Below are 15712 nucleotides of genomic sequence, written 5' to 3'. Positions count from 1 at the left end.
CCTCGAATCGGGAGAGAAAAACGGTTCTTCGCCGGTCCTTTCTCTCCGTTCCCTCTGCTTGCTCCTGTTCTGCTGCATGGTTAGGATCTGCGAGTGGCTAACTTGGGTGAGGAGAGGAAAAGGAGAATTAGAACACGGGTTGGTATCATAAAAGTGGGTTGTGGTGTCGACGTCATGATGGCCCGGCGGTGATTTTCCTCTTCCACATCTTGAACGTTTCACGGAAATTCCGAGTCACCCTCATATTAATATTAGACGACGTCCTTTGAAGTATGCTCCCAGTTAATATTGATCGAGAAAGCGCGAATCAACCGGCTCATGCGGCGCGAAAAATGAATGCCACGCACCCGATTCCTTCGAAACGCTATATCCAAAGCCTTCTTTCAGCGCCTGTGTCCTGAAAAATGCTTCGTGCCAATTTACCGTTAAACAAGAAGATGACAAATCCGCCGTTTGCCCGTATTCTTCGCCCGTTATCGTTATAAAAAGTGAACTCTTGTCGCGAACAACCAAAAAAAATCAAATTAGGGATAGACATCACTTCGTAAATTTTTTAAAAAATTCTTTTGCAATTTTTGTATCAAATGATAAAAATTTTCGTAAGCGTTGACCGACTACCGCTTGGGCGCAATAAAATTCCTCACGACCAAGTAACGTGGTTAGAATAATCGTGTGGAATGACTGTACCTGTATATAGCTTTTTAGCGGCCGCGAATGCTAGCTCCAATACCATGGAGCTGGTCTACATTTGGCAAAAGGCCACCCCCGAAGCGAAGATCATCATTATCTTCCTTGTCATCTTCTCCATCGTCGCCTGGTCCACCATGATTTCCAAGGCGCTCCAAATGCGCCGGGCCAAACGACTAAACACCTTCTTCAATTCCGAATTCCGGAACCAAAAGAACGTCCTCGGTATGTACGACCGCCGGTTGGAGGTCGAAGGATGCCCGCTCTTTGCCGTCTACCAGGCCGGTAGTATCGAACTCGATACCCGTCTGAAACGGGGAGTTGCCGGTGAAGGCCGCAAGTCCAATCTTTCCATCAAAGCGGTTGAGCACGTTAAGCGCTCACTGGAAAACACCGTCGCTCAGCAATCCCTTAAATTGGAATCCGGCCTTATCCTGCTCGCCATCGCCGTCAGCGGCGCACCGTTCCTGGGATTGCTCGGAACTGTCTGGGGCGTAATGAGTACCTTCGGCGGCATCGCCCGCGAAGGCAGTGCCAGCCTCGCCGCCATGGCACCCGGTGTGTCAGCAGCCTTGATCACTACCGTCGCCGGCCTGCTCGTCGCCATCCCGTCGATGTTTGGCTACAACTGGCTGGTACACAACTTGCGTGTTTTGACCGTGGAGCTGGACAATTTTGCTCAGGAATTGATCTCGAAAATCGAAACCGAGTATTTGGAAGAATAAACCCGTCTAACCACCGGGTGACTAACAAGCATGCGTCGTTTTTCACAAAGAAATTCGCTGGTAACGTTGAATGAAATCAACATCACGCCGCTTTTGGATCTGGCGTTCGTGTTGCTGATCATCTTCATCATTACCACGCCTTTGCTGGAAAAGGGCATCAATCTCCAACTGCCCACCGGTGTTGGCCAGCCGGACAAGCCATCCATCCAGAAGAAGGATATCAAGATGATCGAGGTCAGCCCACAAGGCTACTACGTGCTGGATCATCGTCCTCTGAAGCTCGCGGAAATCGCCCGCACCTTGGAACTGGCATATAAGGCGAATCCCAATTTGCTGGTCTACATCCGGGCCGATGAGAACGGAAAATACAAACTCGTCGCTGAAATTTTGAATGAATGTGAACGGATTGGCATCAATAAAATCTCGTTGCGCACGGATCCGCAGTCACCGCGATAACGATTAAAAATGAATCGATTGCAAAAAAAATGTTATCTCGTTTCAGCCAGCCTCCACGGCCTGCTGTTATGCGTCATTCTTTTTGGCTCGGCATTTTTCGTCCGCAAAGACACGGTGGATAAGTCGTTTCATCCCATCACGGTTTATGATCCTCGCATGGTGACGGACGCGTTGACGCAGGGCACTCCCGCTCCGCAAACTGCCGTTGTAACTCCTCAGGTGCAAAAGCCAGTTCAACCGACGCCCCAACCAATCACTCCGCCTGAGGTCAAGCAAGTTACTCCGCCCAAACCTGAGCCGCCAAAACGTATCGAGACTCCCAAAGTTGTGGAGAAGAAACCAAAGGTCAACGACGATGAATTGCATCCCGTAACGAAGGCCAGCAATGACAAGGTTTCTACCTTTTCCTTAAATTCCTCCAAAACGAAACACGTTTTGGACGACGCAAGCTTGAAGAAGGTCACTCATAAGGTGCCGAAAAATAATTCCAAGACAGCGCCGAAAGATGATTCCGATGAGCGGGCTGCGGAAGCCGCTTATGAGGCTAAAGTCGCCAAATCTCGCGCCGCTGCCCGAGCCTTTTCCTCCGCCCTTACCAGTATTAGCAAGAACACGTCAGGCGCCACTCCGGTTAAAATCGATGGACCCGGCAGCAGCGCTTTTTCCGCGGTGAATTATGACAACATCCTTGCGAGCAGGTATTACAATGCGTGGACAGCTCCCGGCGATGTTAGTGATAGCGCACCGCCGGTATTGGTTACAATTACGGTGTCACGCGATGGCAATGTGATCAGTGCCCGCATCATCAAGCACTCAGGTAATTCCAGCTTGGATAACTCCATCCAAAATGCTCTGAACGCTGTGAGTTGGATTGAAGCTTTCCCTGAAGGTTCAAGTGACCAACAGCGGACCTTTAAGATTTCCTTTAACCTCGACGTGAAAAGACAAATCGGATGAAAATTAATTTTTTTAAAATTGCAGCTTTGGCCTTAGTGCTCAGCGCAGGCACCTTATTTGCTGAAGATCATGTAATTCCAATTGTTAAACCAGGTAATGAACCCGGTATTACTCCTCCCACGCCCATTGTCATCTCCGGTTTCTCCGACGAAGTGGCGCATGTGCTGAATTACGATCTGACCGTAATGGGATTTACCAATGTCCCGTCCGGCACGCCCAATGTTCCTGTGGTTTCCGGCAGCAACAATGGTAACGTCCAAGGCCAGTTAAGCTACGGCAAAACTGTCCTTTTCTCCAAGGCTTACAGCGGTGCCAGCACCCGTTCGCAGGCGCATCGCCTGGCTGATGATGTGGTTCTCAAACTCACCAGCGTCAATGGCATCGCCAGTACCCGCATCGCCTTCAAAGTCGATACCGGTGCTCAGAGTGAAATTTACGTCTCCGACTTCGACGGCCACAATCCTCAGGCAGTCACTAGCGACAATACGATCGTCGCATCTCCTTGCTGGTTTCCCGGCAGATTGGCGCTTTGTTACCTGACCTATAAGCTCGGACCGGCAAAGGTTTTTTACCAAAATTTGGCTACCGGTGAGCGGCGCAATGTTGCTCAATATCCGGGCGATGGCATTTCGCCAGCCGTTTCAAAGGATGGGAAAGTTGCCATGGTGCTGAGCAAATCGGGCAGTCCAGATCTTTATGTTTGTAATTTGGATGGCTCCGGGATGAAACAGCTCACCCACACGAGGGAAGATGAATCCTCGCCTTGCTTCTCGCCTGACGGTCAGTGGATTTGCTTTGCTTCCAAAGGCGGTGAGCGTCGCGCATTGTCCAAGGTTTCTGTGGATGGAGGCTCCGTCAAGCGCATCCCCACTGCGGGTGTGTCAAACCCTTCGGAACCCGACTGGTCACCTGACGGTAAGTACATCGTTTTCACCTCTCAGAACTCCAGAGGTTTTAATATTTGCGTTGTTCCAGCAGAAGGAGGAACCGCAATTGTCCTGACCGAAGGTGAAGACCCGAGTTGGGCGCCGAACTCACGAACAGTCGTGTTTGCTCGTCGTAAAGGGGGGAATCGCGTGCTCTCTTTGCTTGACGTGCCAACCAAACAAGTCAAGGATGTTTCCCGGGTTTCGGGAAATAGCGCAGGTAATTCACAACCCAGTTGGGCTCGATAGGCTTTAAACTTCCCAAAACAAAAAAATGAAACTCACGAAATTCTCTAATTTGATGGTGTTAGGGCTCGCCCTGACAATCAGTGCTGCCGGTTGCAAAAAACGACCAACCGGTATTACAGACATACCGGGAGGCGGAACTACTCACGTTGGCGGTGGCGAGAAAACCATTGATAATAATTTACCTCAGCCCACATTTATTCCCCCGGCTCCACCAAATGGAGATGTTAACAATCCCAACAATGGTAACAATCTTCCCCCGCGGAACCCCAACGACATCATTCCTCTTTCAAATCGGGATTTCTCCACTTATATCCCCGACCGAGCAGCCTTGGCAGGGGCCACGGTTTACTTCGACTTCGATAAGTTTTCCATCCGCTCCAGTGACCAATCCAAGCTCAGCGAAGTTGCCAATTATTTGAAGAGTCATCCAGGTACTGCCGTCAGAGTGGAAGGCAATTGTGACGAACGCGGCACGGAAGAATACAATCGTTCATTAGGTGAACGCCGTGCGTTGGCAGCTCGTGAAGCCTTGGCTACTATGGGTGTGGATCCCACTCTTGTTGAAACGGTCAGCTTTGGTGAAGACAAGCCCGCTGTTCCAGGCCATGACGAATCAGCTTACGCGAAGAATCGCCGCGACGAATTTGTAGTGCTCAATCCGCCCAAGTAAGCGGTACATTGACAAGCAGTTATACTGAAAAGCAGGGGCCGGTATTTGGCGCTTTACTAATACCGTCCCCTGCCGTAACTTTGATAGAACCAAACTAGTCTTATGAATATTATGTTAGCTGGAATTATCGGTGGTTGGGAAATGGTAGTCATCCTTGCCGTCGTACTTATCCTGTTCGGCGCGAAGAAAGTGCCCGAATTGGCCAAAGGCCTGGGCCAGGGTATCAAGGAATTTAAGAAAGCAACGCGCGACGTCACGGATGAAATGCAGAGTGCCATGGATGAAACTCCAGCTCCTCCGGCGAAACGTTTGCCTCCTTCCCAGACCGTAGCTTCTGACACGACGGACCACTCTGTTCCTCACCAATCAGCTCCCGGGCAGAAAGCCTGATCTTCGGTAGCAGGTTTAAATCATGGCAAATGAGCCCGAAGAGGGTCGTCTCCCCGAGGACGAGGAAGGCGGGCCGGTAAAATCTTTTCTTGAGCATCTGGAGGATCTCCGTTGGATGCTCATCAAGAGCTCTGCCGTCCTCGCAGTCGCCGTTATTGTTTGCCTGATCGCAGGGAACTATGTAGTCAAAGTTTTGATGTGGCCTTTGGAGCGGGCCGTAGTCAAACGTGAGGGGAATAATCAGGTGGTTTCGCTCTTCTTCGGAACCAACCGCTTGGGCAGCTTTGAATTGGACAAAGCCCAGGAAAAGGATCTCAACCTTGGTACCAATCGCTATTACGTCTACCAGTTGGCGCCTGTTCCCATAACCGTGGGGACCAACCAAATTCAGGTGTTGGCCTTCAGCCCAGATACCACGAGAGATGCGGCTAGGGAAGCACGACGGGTTACCGCCCAGCTTTCCATTTTAAGTCCAGCCGGAGCGTTCATGACCGCCTTCCATGTCGCGATGTACGCGGGGATCGCGGTTTCATCTCCTTTCATTTTCTATTTTTTAGCGCAGTTTATTTTTCCGGCCCTGAAAATGAATGAAAAGCGGTACATTTATCGAGGACTGGGTTTCGGCTTCGGGCTTTTCATTACGGGTGTTTTGTTCTGCTATTTTGTACTGATGCCAGTGGCGTTGGCCGCTGCACAGATGTATGCAAACTGGATGGGTTTTTCCGCAGCCATCTGGCAGGCGGACGAGTATATCGGCTTCGTTTGTAAATTTATGCTCGGCATGGGGCTCGGCTTTGAGATGCCAGTCGTCATCCTGGTATTGGTAAAACTTGGGCTTCTTAATTATGCCATTCTGAAGAAGGCCCGCCCGTACATGATCGTCATCAACTTGATTTTGGGAGCAGTGCTTACTACTCCTGAAGTTGTGACTCAGGTATTGATGGCTGTTCCGCTGCAAATTCTCTTCGAAATCAGCCTCCTGATTACCTGGTATTGGGAACGTAAGGAACGCAAAAAAGAAGAAGCTGCCGCTGGCATCATTGATGCCAAATAAAAAACCGTGGCGGTCACGTTGATTGGCTCAAACAATCATTGCAGACAATGTTTCTGTGTTGAGCAATTAGCTGGCGGCACCCAGACTTTACGCGTATCCAAATGCCTTCAAGGATGGCTTGAGTTTCTCTAAATGCGGCTCGAAATACTTCTGATAATTCCGCCAGCGTCCGAGCGCGCTTTTGAAAATCGGCTTGGTTACTTCCGCAAACGTCGGTGAACGCACAATTTTGCCACTCGCATGTTCGTTGAAGCGCAGGAGGCGCTCGTCCCAAGGCAGGCCAAGAAAATCAAGCACTGGCCGCGTTGTCGCCTCCAGATTTTCAACCATATCCTCATAACGAACCTCAATTGCTCCCGCACCCAGACAAGGTTTCCAGGCCTGCCAGAGACCCATGATCAAGGCGTAATGCTCCATCGTCCCTTCTAAAGTCAGCCACGACGCAGTATCCGGCAGGATGGCGACCGGTTGCATGAAGCAGCTGAGGCAAACATCGCGCGGGTCGCGCAAAGCCACCAAAAATTTTTGCTCAGGAAAAATGCGGGCGATGGAGGGAATATCGAAAGTATTTGCCGGATTCTTATCAACGAGTAAACGATCCCCAATCGGCTGACCTAAAAATGATTCAATCCCACGGAAATAATCGGTTCTGATCTGGCGCATGTTCCGGGCCGGTATCCACTCAAGAGCGGACACGAAGGAGCTGTTCGACGAAACCGCGCGGCCGATGGGATTGTAAGCCGTGTTGTGATAGACCGAGGTTTCGTCTGCCGAAACGATTTGCGGATGCGAATCCAGCACATACTCGAGCAGGGTGGTGCCGGAGCGTGCATGGCCGCAGAGCAGGGCGAGCCGGCGCGAGGGTTGCAAGTCCGTCGTCCCAAATTGGCGCCAACGTTGCACCATGGTTGCGCTGACATTTTCCTGCATCTGTTTTAGATGACCCTGCTTCGTTCGCAGGATTTTCATGGCCTGACCGGCCGTCAGACGCATCAGTGCCTTGGCTTCGAGCAAGGCCGCCATCGCCTGGTCATACTGGCCCTGCTGGTCGAGAATCGCCGCCAGTTCATACCAGGCTCCCGCGCGCACTTCGGCATTGTCGCCGATTTTGGCCGTCACCATCCGCAGGAGCCTCTCCGCATCTGCCAATTGCTTCTGTTCGCGATGAACCTTTGCGCGCAGCAACAAAGCGCTTTCATTTTGGCTGTACAGACGCAACGCCCGTTCCGCGATTGCAACCGCATCGTCCAACCGGCGCATGCGGATGAAAATCTCCCCCAATCGCACGAACGTCAGGACCGGAATCCGGCTTTCCTTTAAAATTTGTTGGAAATATTTGATGGCCGCCTCGTAGTGCCGGACTTCCAGCCAATAATGACCGACGGCCAGCAGGGCATCGGGTTTCATGCGCGAAATGCGTACGGCGTGTTCGAAACTTTGCTCCGCGGCGGCAAAATCATAAGCCTTCGCCTGGGCGGAGCCTAGATCAGCCAGGATTCTGTCGTTATCGGGATCCAGCTTATGGGCGCGCTGCAGGACTTGAATAGCCCCCGGATAGTCGTATCGAGCGATGCATTGTTTTGTCTGGGTATGCAATGCGGACAAGCTATTTTGAGGAACAATTTGCTGTGAGCGCAAACTCATAGGTGTGCGCCCGACGATAGACGTGCAGTCACCGATGCGCAAGTTGCTTCTGGTGGGCGCTGCTTTTGGTTTTACCAGGGCACCGTGCACTTGATACAACGCCAGTGACACCGAAAAGCACTTTACAAGTGCACAAATCGCGGTAGTCTTTCTCCAATATTCAGACGAAACATATGCGTAAAACTCTTTCTCTTCTGAGCGCACTAGCCTTGGTTGCTGTTCTAGCTGTCGGTTGCGCCGGTCCTGAAGCCAAAATGGGCCGTGGAATTGCCAATGTCACCGAAATTCCCCGCATGGGCGAAATGAATCGTGCACTGGAACAGGGCGGAGTCTTTGAAGGCCCGGATGCAGGGTTTGCCACTGGTTTTTTCCGCGGTGTGAACAAGAGTTTGGCCCGCACTGGTGTCGGCATCTACGAAATTGTGACCGCGCCATTTCCTCCCTACGGCCCGGTTTTCACTGATTACATGAGCCCCCACCCGATGTATCCAGACAGCTACCGTCCCCGCCTTTGGAGCGAATCATTTAATGCCACTGACCATTACAGTGGTTTCAGTGGTGGTGAGGTGGCTCCGTGGTTCCCGGGCAGCCGTTTTACAATCTTTGACAATTAAGAAACCTTTTCCTAAAACGCGCCAACATTTTTCTGTTGGCGCTTTTTTTTATGCCTGCACTGCTGCAAAAACAATCTCCCTGCAAGGTGAATCTGCTGCTGAGCATTCTCGGCAAGCGTCCCGATGGCTTTCATGAGTTGGAAACCTTGATGCATCCGGTCAATTTTTTTGATCGCCTCGATTTTTCCCGCACCGGTCAGCAACTCGAATTAACCTGCAGTGATGCCACATTGCCCACAGATTCGCAAAATCTGGTTCACCGCGCTGCCACAGCCTTCCTCCAGGCAACCGGGATCTCCGAAGGGGTCCGGATTCATTTGGAAAAACGGATTCCCCAGGCCGCCGGCCTCGGTGGCGGCAGTGGCAATGCCGCAACGACCTTGCTCGGATTGAACGAACTCTTCGATAATCCGCTTTCGCCCGAAAAGCTCGATACCCTGGCTGCCAGCCTGGGTTCAGACATCAACTTCTTTCTCCAGGCGAAACCTGCCCTGGCCAAGGGACGTGGTGAAAAAGTCACCTCGCTCGATTTTTTTCCTGCGATGCGTGGATCATTTTTTATCCTGATTCATCCCGGTTTTGGCATTTCCACACCTTGGGCCTATCAGAATCTGGCGCGTTTTCCGGCCGCGTTGAATGGCCAGCCCGGTCGTGCCGAAAAGTTGATTCAACTCCTGCAAACATCCGATTTGCAGACTGCGGGCAGGGAGTTCTATAACTCACTGGAAGCTCCGGCCCTGGACAAATATCCCATCCTCGCGCTGTATCAGGAATTTTTGCGTGAGCATGGCGCTGCCGCCACTTTGATGTCGGGCAGTGGTTCAACCACCTTCGCCCTGATCAACAGCCAATCCGCAGCCGAAAAATTGCTGGAAAGATTTAAAGTGAAATTCGGCGCCGCTGTTTGGACGGCAGTAGTTCCGGTGTAAAATGATTTTCGACGTCGCAGATCGCCGCTGACATGGCGACGGAGATTACGGCTTCTCGTGCGGTGAAGTATTCCGGGGAAGATCATTTGCCTTTCGAGCGTCGACTTCGCGGCGCTTCTTCCAATCCACCCAGCTGGAATTCCACTGTTCACCAGTAAATTGCTTTCTGGCATCATCCCAGTTCTGATCCAAAACCTTGAGCTCGCGCAACGCACCGCTTCGGTCTCCCCAACTCAGATAAGCTTCGATCAAATTCAGCAGGTTCTCGGGATATTGTGGTGCTCGCTTGGCAGCTGCAGTCAAATGCAACTTCGCCTTGCTCTTACTGCCGACGCTCGCCGGCCAACCCGGTGCTTCATGATAAAGCAGCCCAAGGTTGCGATCCGGTCCTGCGTAATCCAGATCAGGGTTCAGACTCAAAGCGGTCTTGAACTCTCCCTCCATCCTGGACACCAGCCTCAATGCCCCAAGTTCCTTCGTTTGTGCCAACTGGCCCAGATTCATCGCCAGGTAATAATGTCCTTGTGCCAAATCAGGCTGGTGGTCCACCACTTTTTGAGTGGCAGCGATGCCTTCCTGCGCAATCTCTGCTCGTTGACGTTTCGACTTCGCGTAATCCGCCCAATCATAACTGGCGCGCCCGAACTGCCACGCGGCTTCCAGATCATTCGGGGAGGAATGATAATGAGCCTTTGCATCTTCATAGATGGTTTGAGCTCTTCTTGCAAAGTCTGCTGTTGTTTCCTCTGTGACGATTGCAGCGGAGTTGGTTTCAGCGAAGCAATTTTTAGAAAAAGCGGCGTTCAACAGGCAAACGGTTAGCAACCAGCACACCCCGATGGTGTTCAAACCATGGGTTTTGGAAACGTTTGAAGCCTTTAGGGTAGGTGCTCTACCCAAAGAATTAGGTGTTGCTAACATAAAGACAGAATCTATACTGGAGTACTGAGTGAAGTTTAAATGTAAATATTCGATTTTCGTTATTCTGCCCGCGGTTTTACTGCTGGCTTCGGGATGCGGTGGCTTTAGTGCGTCCCATAGTGTATCACCCGCTTCATTCTTTTTACCCGGTTTGCTCAAGGTCGAACCGCAAAAGCCTACGCCAGATAGTACTGTTCCCTTATCTGAGCCAGTTCAGCAAGTGGCTCTAGCCCAATAGAAATAACTATGCGTTTTCCTTTAGCCCTGACGGCTAAAATCGCCAGGCATATCATTAAACATAAGATGTTGCGCACCCCAAAGTTCGCCATGGTGCTGCAACTCGAACCACTTCATACCTGCAATCTGACCTGCACTGGGTGCGGTCGTATTCGCGAGTACTCCACCAGTCTTAAGGACATGATGTCCTTGGAGGATTGTCTTGGCTCGGCTCAGGAGTGTGATGCGCCCATGGTTTCCATTTGTGGTGGCGAACCCCTGATCTATCCCAAGATCGAAGAGTTGGTCGACGGCATCCTCAAGCAAGGCCGCATCGTTTACATCTGCACGAACGGCATGTTCATGCGGAAGAAAATGCGCGATTACCTTGCCGCTGCGTATAGTCCGGAAATCGAGACAAAGGTCGTAAAGCTGCTGGTGGAAAAGCTCATCACTGAAAAGGATGCGGAAACCATTCGCAAGGGCAAGAACGACGGCAAGCCTGTCATCCGCCCAAGCACCTGGCAGTATTGGAATGTCCATGTCGACGGTTTGGAATATACTCATGACTTGATCGTTGAACGTGAAGGCGTCTTCAAGGAATGCGTCGAAGCCATCAAGATGGCCAAGATTCTTGGCTATCAAGTCGCCACCAACACCACCGTCTATAAGGAAACCGAAGTCAAGGAACTCGAAAATATGTTCGAGTATTTCTCTTCGCTCGAAGTCGATGGTCATACCATTTCTCCAGGCTACGATTACGATGCGGCGAAGAAGGACATGGTCAAGCGCCTCGGTCGGCAGCCGGAAGATTTCTTCCTGACCCGCGCGATGACTCGCGAGAAATTCAAGAAAATCCAGGAATGGGGCGAACGCTTCACCATCTTCGGGACCCCAGTTTATCAGGAGTTCCTCGCTGGCAAACGTGAATTGACCTGCACTGCCTGGGCCATTCCCACCCGCAACATCCGCGGTTGGAAAGCTCCCTGCTATTTGATGACCGATGGTCATTATCCGAAATACCAGGAAATGTTGGAGAAGGTCGAGTGGAACAAATACGGTGTGGTGGACGGTGTGGCCCGTGATCCTCGCTGTGAAAACTGCATGGTTCATTGCGGTTACGATCCCAGCGGCGCACTCGGCACCAACTATCAAAAGGGCGACACCTGGAAGAACATTAAATATAATTTCGGTGCCAAGCCCAAGCCTTACCGTGAAGGTGCGAAGGTAAACGCTTTCAACGGCACGTCCATCGGCAAAGGCCATCTGGCCGAAGCCAAGGCCGCCATCAATTCGCCTCGTGCCGCAATGAACGGAGCCCAATCCGTTTTCTCGCGTCGTGAAGAACCGCATAATCATGACCATGCTGCTGGCGGTGGAAGCTGCGGCACTGGCGACACAACTCAGCGGGATGAGTTGCTGGCGAAGATTAAGAAGGATTCTTAAGCCGCGCCATGTTGGCGGTATTGGATTTCCATACTTGGGCGTAATTGCTCAACAAGTTAACTGCAATCAGAAGCACAATTTTAATTACGAATGAAGACCCTGTTCTTAAGCCCTCCATCATTTGATGGTTTCGACGGTGGCGCCGGCGCGCGCTACCAAGCCAAACGCGAAATCCGCTCGTTCTGGTATCCAACCTGGCTGGCTCAGCCCGCCGCTCTGGTTCCGAACAGCAAATTGATGGATTGCCCACCGCATGACATCGATGTCAAAGCCTGTCTGGCCGAGGCGAAGAATTACGACCACGTCATCATCCATACCTCCACCCCGTCGTTGAAAAACGACTCCAAGGTGGCCGAAGCCATCAAATCGCAAAGGCCTGGCACCACCATCGGCTTTGTCGGCGCCCACGCGGCGGTTTTGCCGACCGAAACGTTGAAGGCCTCGCAAGCAATTGATTGGGTTGGCCGCAAAGAGTTTGATTTTACTTGCAAGGAAGTTGCCGAAGGCCGCCCGCTATCCGAAGTCAACGGTCTCTCCTTCTGGAAAGAGGGCAAGATTGTTCACAATCCGGAACGTGAATTGATTCCGGACATGGACGCGCTTCCCTGGGTGACCGACGTTTATAAGCGCGATTTGCAGATCGAGAAATATTCCATCGGCTATCTGAAGGATCCTTATCTCTCGCTCTACACCGGTCGTGGTTGCCCGGCACAATGCACTTTCTGCCTCTGGCCGCAAACCATTGGCGGTCATAAATATCGCGTCCGTTCCCCTGAGAACGTTGCCGCTGAAATGGCTCATGCCAAGAAATTGTTCCCGCAAGTGGAGGAGTTTTTCTTCGATGACGACACCTTTACCGCGAACCTGCCTCGCGCTCGTGAGATCGCACAGAAACTCAAGACTCTCGGCATGACCTGGTCGTGCAACAGTCGCGCGAACGTCAATTACGAGACCATTAAGCTGATGAAGGATTGCGGTCTCCGCCTGTTCCTTGTCGGTTATGAATCAGGCAATCAGCAGATTCTTGATCGCATCAAGAAGGGCATCAACATTGAGGAAGCCAAGAAATTTACCAAGGCCTGCAAGGAATTGGGCGTAATCATCCACGGCACCTTCATTCTCGGGTTGCCGGTCGAAACCAAGGAAACCATCGAAGAAACCATCCGTTATGCGATGGACCTCGACGTGTTCAGCATCCAGGTTTCGCTTGCTGCTCCTTATCCTGGCACTGAGTTGTATGAAATGGCCCGTCAAAACGGCTGGTTTGCGAAGAAGGACAAGACCGACATCATCCACGATGATGGCATCCAACAGTCCACACTCGCCTATCCTGGCTTGAGCAAGGATGAAATTTTTGAATCGGTCGAAAAATTCTATCGCCGTTATTATCTTCGGCCGAAGCCGATTCTCCGCATCATCAAGACCATGTTGGAAGACAAGAACGTCTGCGTGCGCCGTTTGCGCGAAGGCTACGAATTCTTCACCACCATGGCCCAGCGCCGCACTGATCTGGCCGCCTCCAAGGCTGCCTCTGCTGCTTAAGGGCGTGATGGGTTCCCTGTTGAACAGGGTAAGTAGCATTGTTGGATAAAAATTTCGGCACAATCATTAAGATTGTGCCGATTTCTTTAAGCTCTTATGCGCGAACCTACGAAAAGCGAAAAACGAAAGCTGCGCGAGCTATCGATGCAGGCCCACGAAGAAGAGTTGCGCCGTGCATTGCTCCCCGTTGACGCGCTTTTTGACGAGTGGAAGCAGGGAAAAGTCAGCAGCGGCGAACTCGCCATCCGCATACATGATTGGGACAGGGGCCCGGCTTTTGATCTGTACAAGAAATACAATTACGGTGAGTTACAATTGAATGTCGCTTGGGCAGTGGCTCATGGAGTCCTTGATTCTCAGAAATTGGGGCCGCAATTGTTGGAGATGCTGCAGGGCCTTATTGAGTATTGTCAGCCAGCTCCGAAGCAAAGCCCATCCCCCGATCAAGAAGGATGATTTGCATTCTTCTCAAGCTGCTGCCTTAAGCAAATAGGTCTACAGTTTCTGCACTGCAAAAAGATTCTTCATCGTTGCGACAAAGAGAACTCCATTGGCCGCAGTGGCGGTGCCACTGATGGGACTTCCCATTTCGATTGTGCTCAACACTTTCTTTTCCTTGCTCGCAGCAAATACCCACATCTCTCCACTGCGTGTTCCCAAATAAACCTTCCCATCGGCCACGAGCGGCGAGGCCCAGATTTCCCCTTTGATTTCCTGCGTCCAATACGCCTTTCCGGTTATGGCATCAACGCAATGAAACGTGCGTCCGCAATCCGCAATAAAGATGAGCCCATCCTTGATTGCCGGGGTGGGCAAAACATGTTTCTGCAGTGGGTATGACCAGATCAATCCATTGGTGGTGATGTCGCCTGACTTCGTCGCATCAATGCACTTGAGCCAGGCTTCGTTCTTGCCCCACCACAAATCACCGCCGCCCGCGACATACAACCGATTCTCATAAAAGACCGGCATGCCATAAAAATCGCTGGGGCCTTCCTTGCGATTGCTCAGGTAACGGTGAATGTCCTGCTTTGGCGCTGTCGGATCGAAATCAAATTGCCAAACCTTCTTCAGCTTCTGGACCTGGTTTGGAGACATCTTGAAGGCTGGGGCAGGGGAGTTGCGGTTCAGCCATCTGGGAAACAAATTCAGGTTATCGCGATTGCTGGTCAACGTCTCAAAGGCAAAAACAATTCCGTTTCCTGCGCAGAAGAACAGCAGGTCTCGACCATTCACCACGCCCATCGAAGGCGACGACCAGGTGCAATGAAAAATATCGGGTGCGATGTGTTCGTTATCGCGCGCCACGAGTTTGCCTGTCTTTTTGTTCAGTACAACGAGGCTCGGGGCATCCGGCGTGCGAATGCGTTTGTGGGTATTGTCCACACCTGTGCCGCTATTGAGATACAGGTAATCTCCGTGAATCAGAATCGAGCTGTGCGCACCATCGTGCGACCATATGCCAGCTTCTTTCGTGAGATCAAACAACCAAATGATATCGCCATCCTTTTGGGTGGGTTGCGGCACAGAATTGCCAACAGGTGCATTCGTGCGGCGCGGCAGCATGTGAACGGCTTCGTCCTTGTAAGGACCGTCGTTTCCATTCGCCATGCCCTTTGCATCCAGGCACATCACCTCACCACGATTGCTTACTACATAAACTCTGTCGCCCTCCACTGTGACAGGTGACGCCCAACCGGTCTTTGGCCAATCGTGGTAGATATCCTCTTCACGCTTGGGCACAACCAATTGCCATAAAAACGCACCGGTTTTTTCCTCAAAGCACATCAAAACTCCGGAATCGCTCTTATGATTGGGATCACGAGGTTCCTCGTTATTAGTGCCGATATAAACCCGGCCTCCGGCAACGATCGGTGTGGAATGTGTTTCGGTTCCAATCGGGACCTTCCATTTGATGTTTGCCCCGGTTTTCGGATCAAATGTATCCGGCAATCCCTTTTCTTGCGAAACCATGTTCCGTGACCAGGCCTGCCCCCATTGCGGTTGATCCGCTGCTTTGGCAACTGACGGGCAGAACTGCAGCGTCAGGGAAACCATGAGTATGCTTCCAAGGGGGCGGAAAATGCCTTTTTTCATAGGTAACCCTGACAGAAAACACCATAGAACCCGACTCAACAAGTGTTGTTTGCAAGTTTACCCTATTCTTTATGGCGTGTCTGTGCCTGATGTGGTACATCATAAAGGTAATGTCATTGCCATCCGGCGAGCGTTCAGTAAATGTTTGCCAGCGACTGGTTTTCAACGACATAATCAGAAGAATTGTTA

The 15712-nt window shown here is 51.5% G+C and carries 15 protein-coding genes; 12 read left to right on the top strand and 3 right to left on the bottom strand.

Going from position 1 to position 15712, the window contains the following annotated elements; all coding sequences use genetic code 11:
• Positions 1–677: 677 nt before the first annotated feature.
• From CFLAV_RS18500 to tatC, 7 genes are all read left to right on the top strand, one after another.
• Positions 678–1412, top strand: coding sequence for a MotA/TolQ/ExbB proton channel family protein (locus tag CFLAV_RS18500; RefSeq protein ID WP_007416319.1), 735 nt, complete (start codon positions 678–680; stop codon positions 1410–1412).
• Positions 1413–1442: 30 nt separating this feature from the next.
• On the top strand, positions 1443–1868 hold the full coding sequence (locus tag CFLAV_RS18495; protein WP_007416318.1) for an ExbD/TolR family protein: 426 nt from the start codon (positions 1443–1445) through the stop codon (positions 1866–1868).
• 9 nt (positions 1869–1877) lie between these two features.
• Entirely contained in the window at positions 1878–2825 is a 948-nt protein-coding gene (locus CFLAV_RS18490; protein WP_007416317.1) for a TonB family protein, read from the top strand.
• A complete protein-coding gene (locus CFLAV_RS18485; RefSeq protein WP_007416316.1) occupies positions 2822–4000 on the top strand; it encodes a PD40 domain-containing protein in 1179 nt (392 codons plus the stop codon). Before CFLAV_RS18490 ends, CFLAV_RS18485 begins: the two co-directional genes overlap by 4 nt.
• A gap of 25 nt (positions 4001–4025) precedes the next feature.
• Positions 4026–4670, top strand: coding sequence for a peptidoglycan-associated lipoprotein Pal (gene pal, locus CFLAV_RS32650; protein WP_007416315.1), 645 nt, complete (start codon positions 4026–4028; stop codon positions 4668–4670).
• Between the two features lie 102 nt (positions 4671–4772).
• A complete protein-coding gene (locus CFLAV_RS37660; protein WP_007416314.1) occupies positions 4773–5060 on the top strand; it encodes a Sec-independent protein translocase subunit TatA/TatB in 288 nt (95 codons plus the stop codon).
• A 22-nt stretch (positions 5061–5082) separates the two neighbouring features.
• Positions 5083–6114 carry a twin-arginine translocase subunit TatC gene (gene tatC / locus CFLAV_RS32640; protein ID WP_007416313.1) on the top strand — a complete coding sequence of 344 codons (1032 nt, stop codon included), beginning with the start codon at positions 5083–5085 and terminating at the stop codon, positions 6112–6114.
• An 87-nt stretch (positions 6115–6201) separates the two neighbouring features.
• Here tatC and CFLAV_RS18465 read toward each other — a convergent pair whose 3' ends face one another.
• Positions 6202–7758, bottom strand: coding sequence for a tetratricopeptide repeat-containing sulfotransferase family protein (locus CFLAV_RS18465; protein ID WP_007416312.1), 1557 nt, complete (start codon positions 7756–7758; stop codon positions 6202–6204).
• 173 nt (positions 7759–7931) lie between these two features.
• Here CFLAV_RS18465 and CFLAV_RS18460 point away from each other — a divergent pair, with 173 nt between their 5' ends.
• The gene (locus CFLAV_RS18460) at positions 7932–8372 is read left to right on the top strand and encodes an exosortase system-associated protein, TIGR04073 family (RefSeq protein WP_007416311.1); all 441 of its coding nucleotides are present in this window, start codon (positions 7932–7934) and stop codon (positions 8370–8372) included.
• A 50-nt stretch (positions 8373–8422) separates the two neighbouring features.
• Positions 8423–9301 (top strand): 4-(cytidine 5'-diphospho)-2-C-methyl-D-erythritol kinase, encoded by an 879-nt coding sequence (ispE, locus tag CFLAV_RS18455; protein WP_007416310.1) that lies wholly within the window; start codon positions 8423–8425, stop codon positions 9299–9301.
• A gap of 45 nt (positions 9302–9346) precedes the next feature.
• Here the strand turns inward: ispE and CFLAV_RS32635 are convergent, their stop codons facing one another.
• Positions 9347–10222 carry a tetratricopeptide repeat protein gene (locus CFLAV_RS32635; RefSeq protein WP_007416309.1) on the bottom strand — a complete coding sequence of 292 codons (876 nt, stop codon included), beginning with the start codon at positions 10220–10222 and terminating at the stop codon, positions 9347–9349.
• A gap of 246 nt (positions 10223–10468) precedes the next feature.
• On the opposite strand from CFLAV_RS32635, the gene CFLAV_RS18445 reads away from it, so the two are divergent.
• The 3 genes from CFLAV_RS18445 to CFLAV_RS18435 all read left to right on the top strand — a co-directional run bounded on the left by CFLAV_RS18445 (position 10469) and on the right by CFLAV_RS18435 (position 13882).
• On the top strand, positions 10469–11884 hold the full coding sequence (locus tag CFLAV_RS18445; protein ID WP_007416308.1) for a DUF3463 domain-containing protein: 1416 nt from the start codon (positions 10469–10471) through the stop codon (positions 11882–11884).
• A gap of 90 nt (positions 11885–11974) precedes the next feature.
• Positions 11975–13426 carry a hopanoid biosynthesis associated radical SAM protein HpnJ gene (gene hpnJ / locus CFLAV_RS18440; RefSeq protein ID WP_007416307.1) on the top strand — a complete coding sequence of 484 codons (1452 nt, stop codon included), beginning with the start codon at positions 11975–11977 and terminating at the stop codon, positions 13424–13426.
• Between the two features lie 96 nt (positions 13427–13522).
• Entirely contained in the window at positions 13523–13882 is a 360-nt protein-coding gene (locus CFLAV_RS18435) for a hypothetical protein (RefSeq protein ID WP_007416306.1), read from the top strand.
• 39 nt (positions 13883–13921) lie between these two features.
• Here CFLAV_RS18435 and CFLAV_RS18430 read toward each other — a convergent pair whose 3' ends face one another.
• Positions 13922–15523 (bottom strand): outer membrane protein assembly factor BamB family protein, encoded by a 1602-nt coding sequence (locus tag CFLAV_RS18430; RefSeq protein WP_007416305.1) that lies wholly within the window; start codon positions 15521–15523, stop codon positions 13922–13924.
• Between the last annotated feature and the right edge of the window lie 189 nt (positions 15524–15712).

The sequence above is a fragment of the Pedosphaera parvula Ellin514 genome (genome assembly GCF_000172555.1).
In the GTDB taxonomy this organism is placed as follows: Bacteria; Verrucomicrobiota; Verrucomicrobiia; order Limisphaerales; family Pedosphaeraceae; genus Pedosphaera.
The sequence above is the reverse complement of the archived record's forward strand: the minus strand, read 5'-3'. Positions and strand labels throughout refer to the sequence as shown.

Coding starts and splice junctions, on each gene's coding strand:
- CFLAV_RS18500 (WP_007416319.1), top strand. CDS start 678: ATGACTGTACCTGTATATAGCTTTTTAGCGGCCGCGAATGCTAGCTCC.
- CFLAV_RS18495 (WP_007416318.1), top strand. CDS start 1,443: ATGCGTCGTTTTTCACAAAGAAATTCGCTGGTAACGTTGAATGAAATC.
- CFLAV_RS18490 (WP_007416317.1), top strand. CDS start 1,878: ATGAATCGATTGCAAAAAAAATGTTATCTCGTTTCAGCCAGCCTCCAC.
- CFLAV_RS18485 (WP_007416316.1), top strand. CDS start 2,822: ATGAAAATTAATTTTTTTAAAATTGCAGCTTTGGCCTTAGTGCTCAGC.
- pal (WP_007416315.1), top strand. CDS start 4,026: ATGAAACTCACGAAATTCTCTAATTTGATGGTGTTAGGGCTCGCCCTG.
- CFLAV_RS37660 (WP_007416314.1), top strand. CDS start 4,773: ATGAATATTATGTTAGCTGGAATTATCGGTGGTTGGGAAATGGTAGTC.
- tatC (WP_007416313.1), top strand. CDS start 5,083: ATGGCAAATGAGCCCGAAGAGGGTCGTCTCCCCGAGGACGAGGAAGGC.
- CFLAV_RS18465 (WP_007416312.1), bottom strand. CDS start 7,758: ATGAGTTTGCGCTCACAGCAAATTGTTCCTCAAAATAGCTTGTCCGCA.
- CFLAV_RS18460 (WP_007416311.1), top strand. CDS start 7,932: ATGCGTAAAACTCTTTCTCTTCTGAGCGCACTAGCCTTGGTTGCTGTT.
- ispE (WP_007416310.1), top strand. CDS start 8,423: ATGCCTGCACTGCTGCAAAAACAATCTCCCTGCAAGGTGAATCTGCTG.
- CFLAV_RS32635 (WP_007416309.1), bottom strand. CDS start 10,222: ATGTTAGCAACACCTAATTCTTTGGGTAGAGCACCTACCCTAAAGGCT.
- CFLAV_RS18445 (WP_007416308.1), top strand. CDS start 10,469: ATGCGTTTTCCTTTAGCCCTGACGGCTAAAATCGCCAGGCATATCATT.
- hpnJ (WP_007416307.1), top strand. CDS start 11,975: ATGAAGACCCTGTTCTTAAGCCCTCCATCATTTGATGGTTTCGACGGT.
- CFLAV_RS18435 (WP_007416306.1), top strand. CDS start 13,523: ATGCGCGAACCTACGAAAAGCGAAAAACGAAAGCTGCGCGAGCTATCG.
- CFLAV_RS18430 (WP_007416305.1), bottom strand. CDS start 15,523: ATGAAAAAAGGCATTTTCCGCCCCCTTGGAAGCATACTCATGGTTTCC.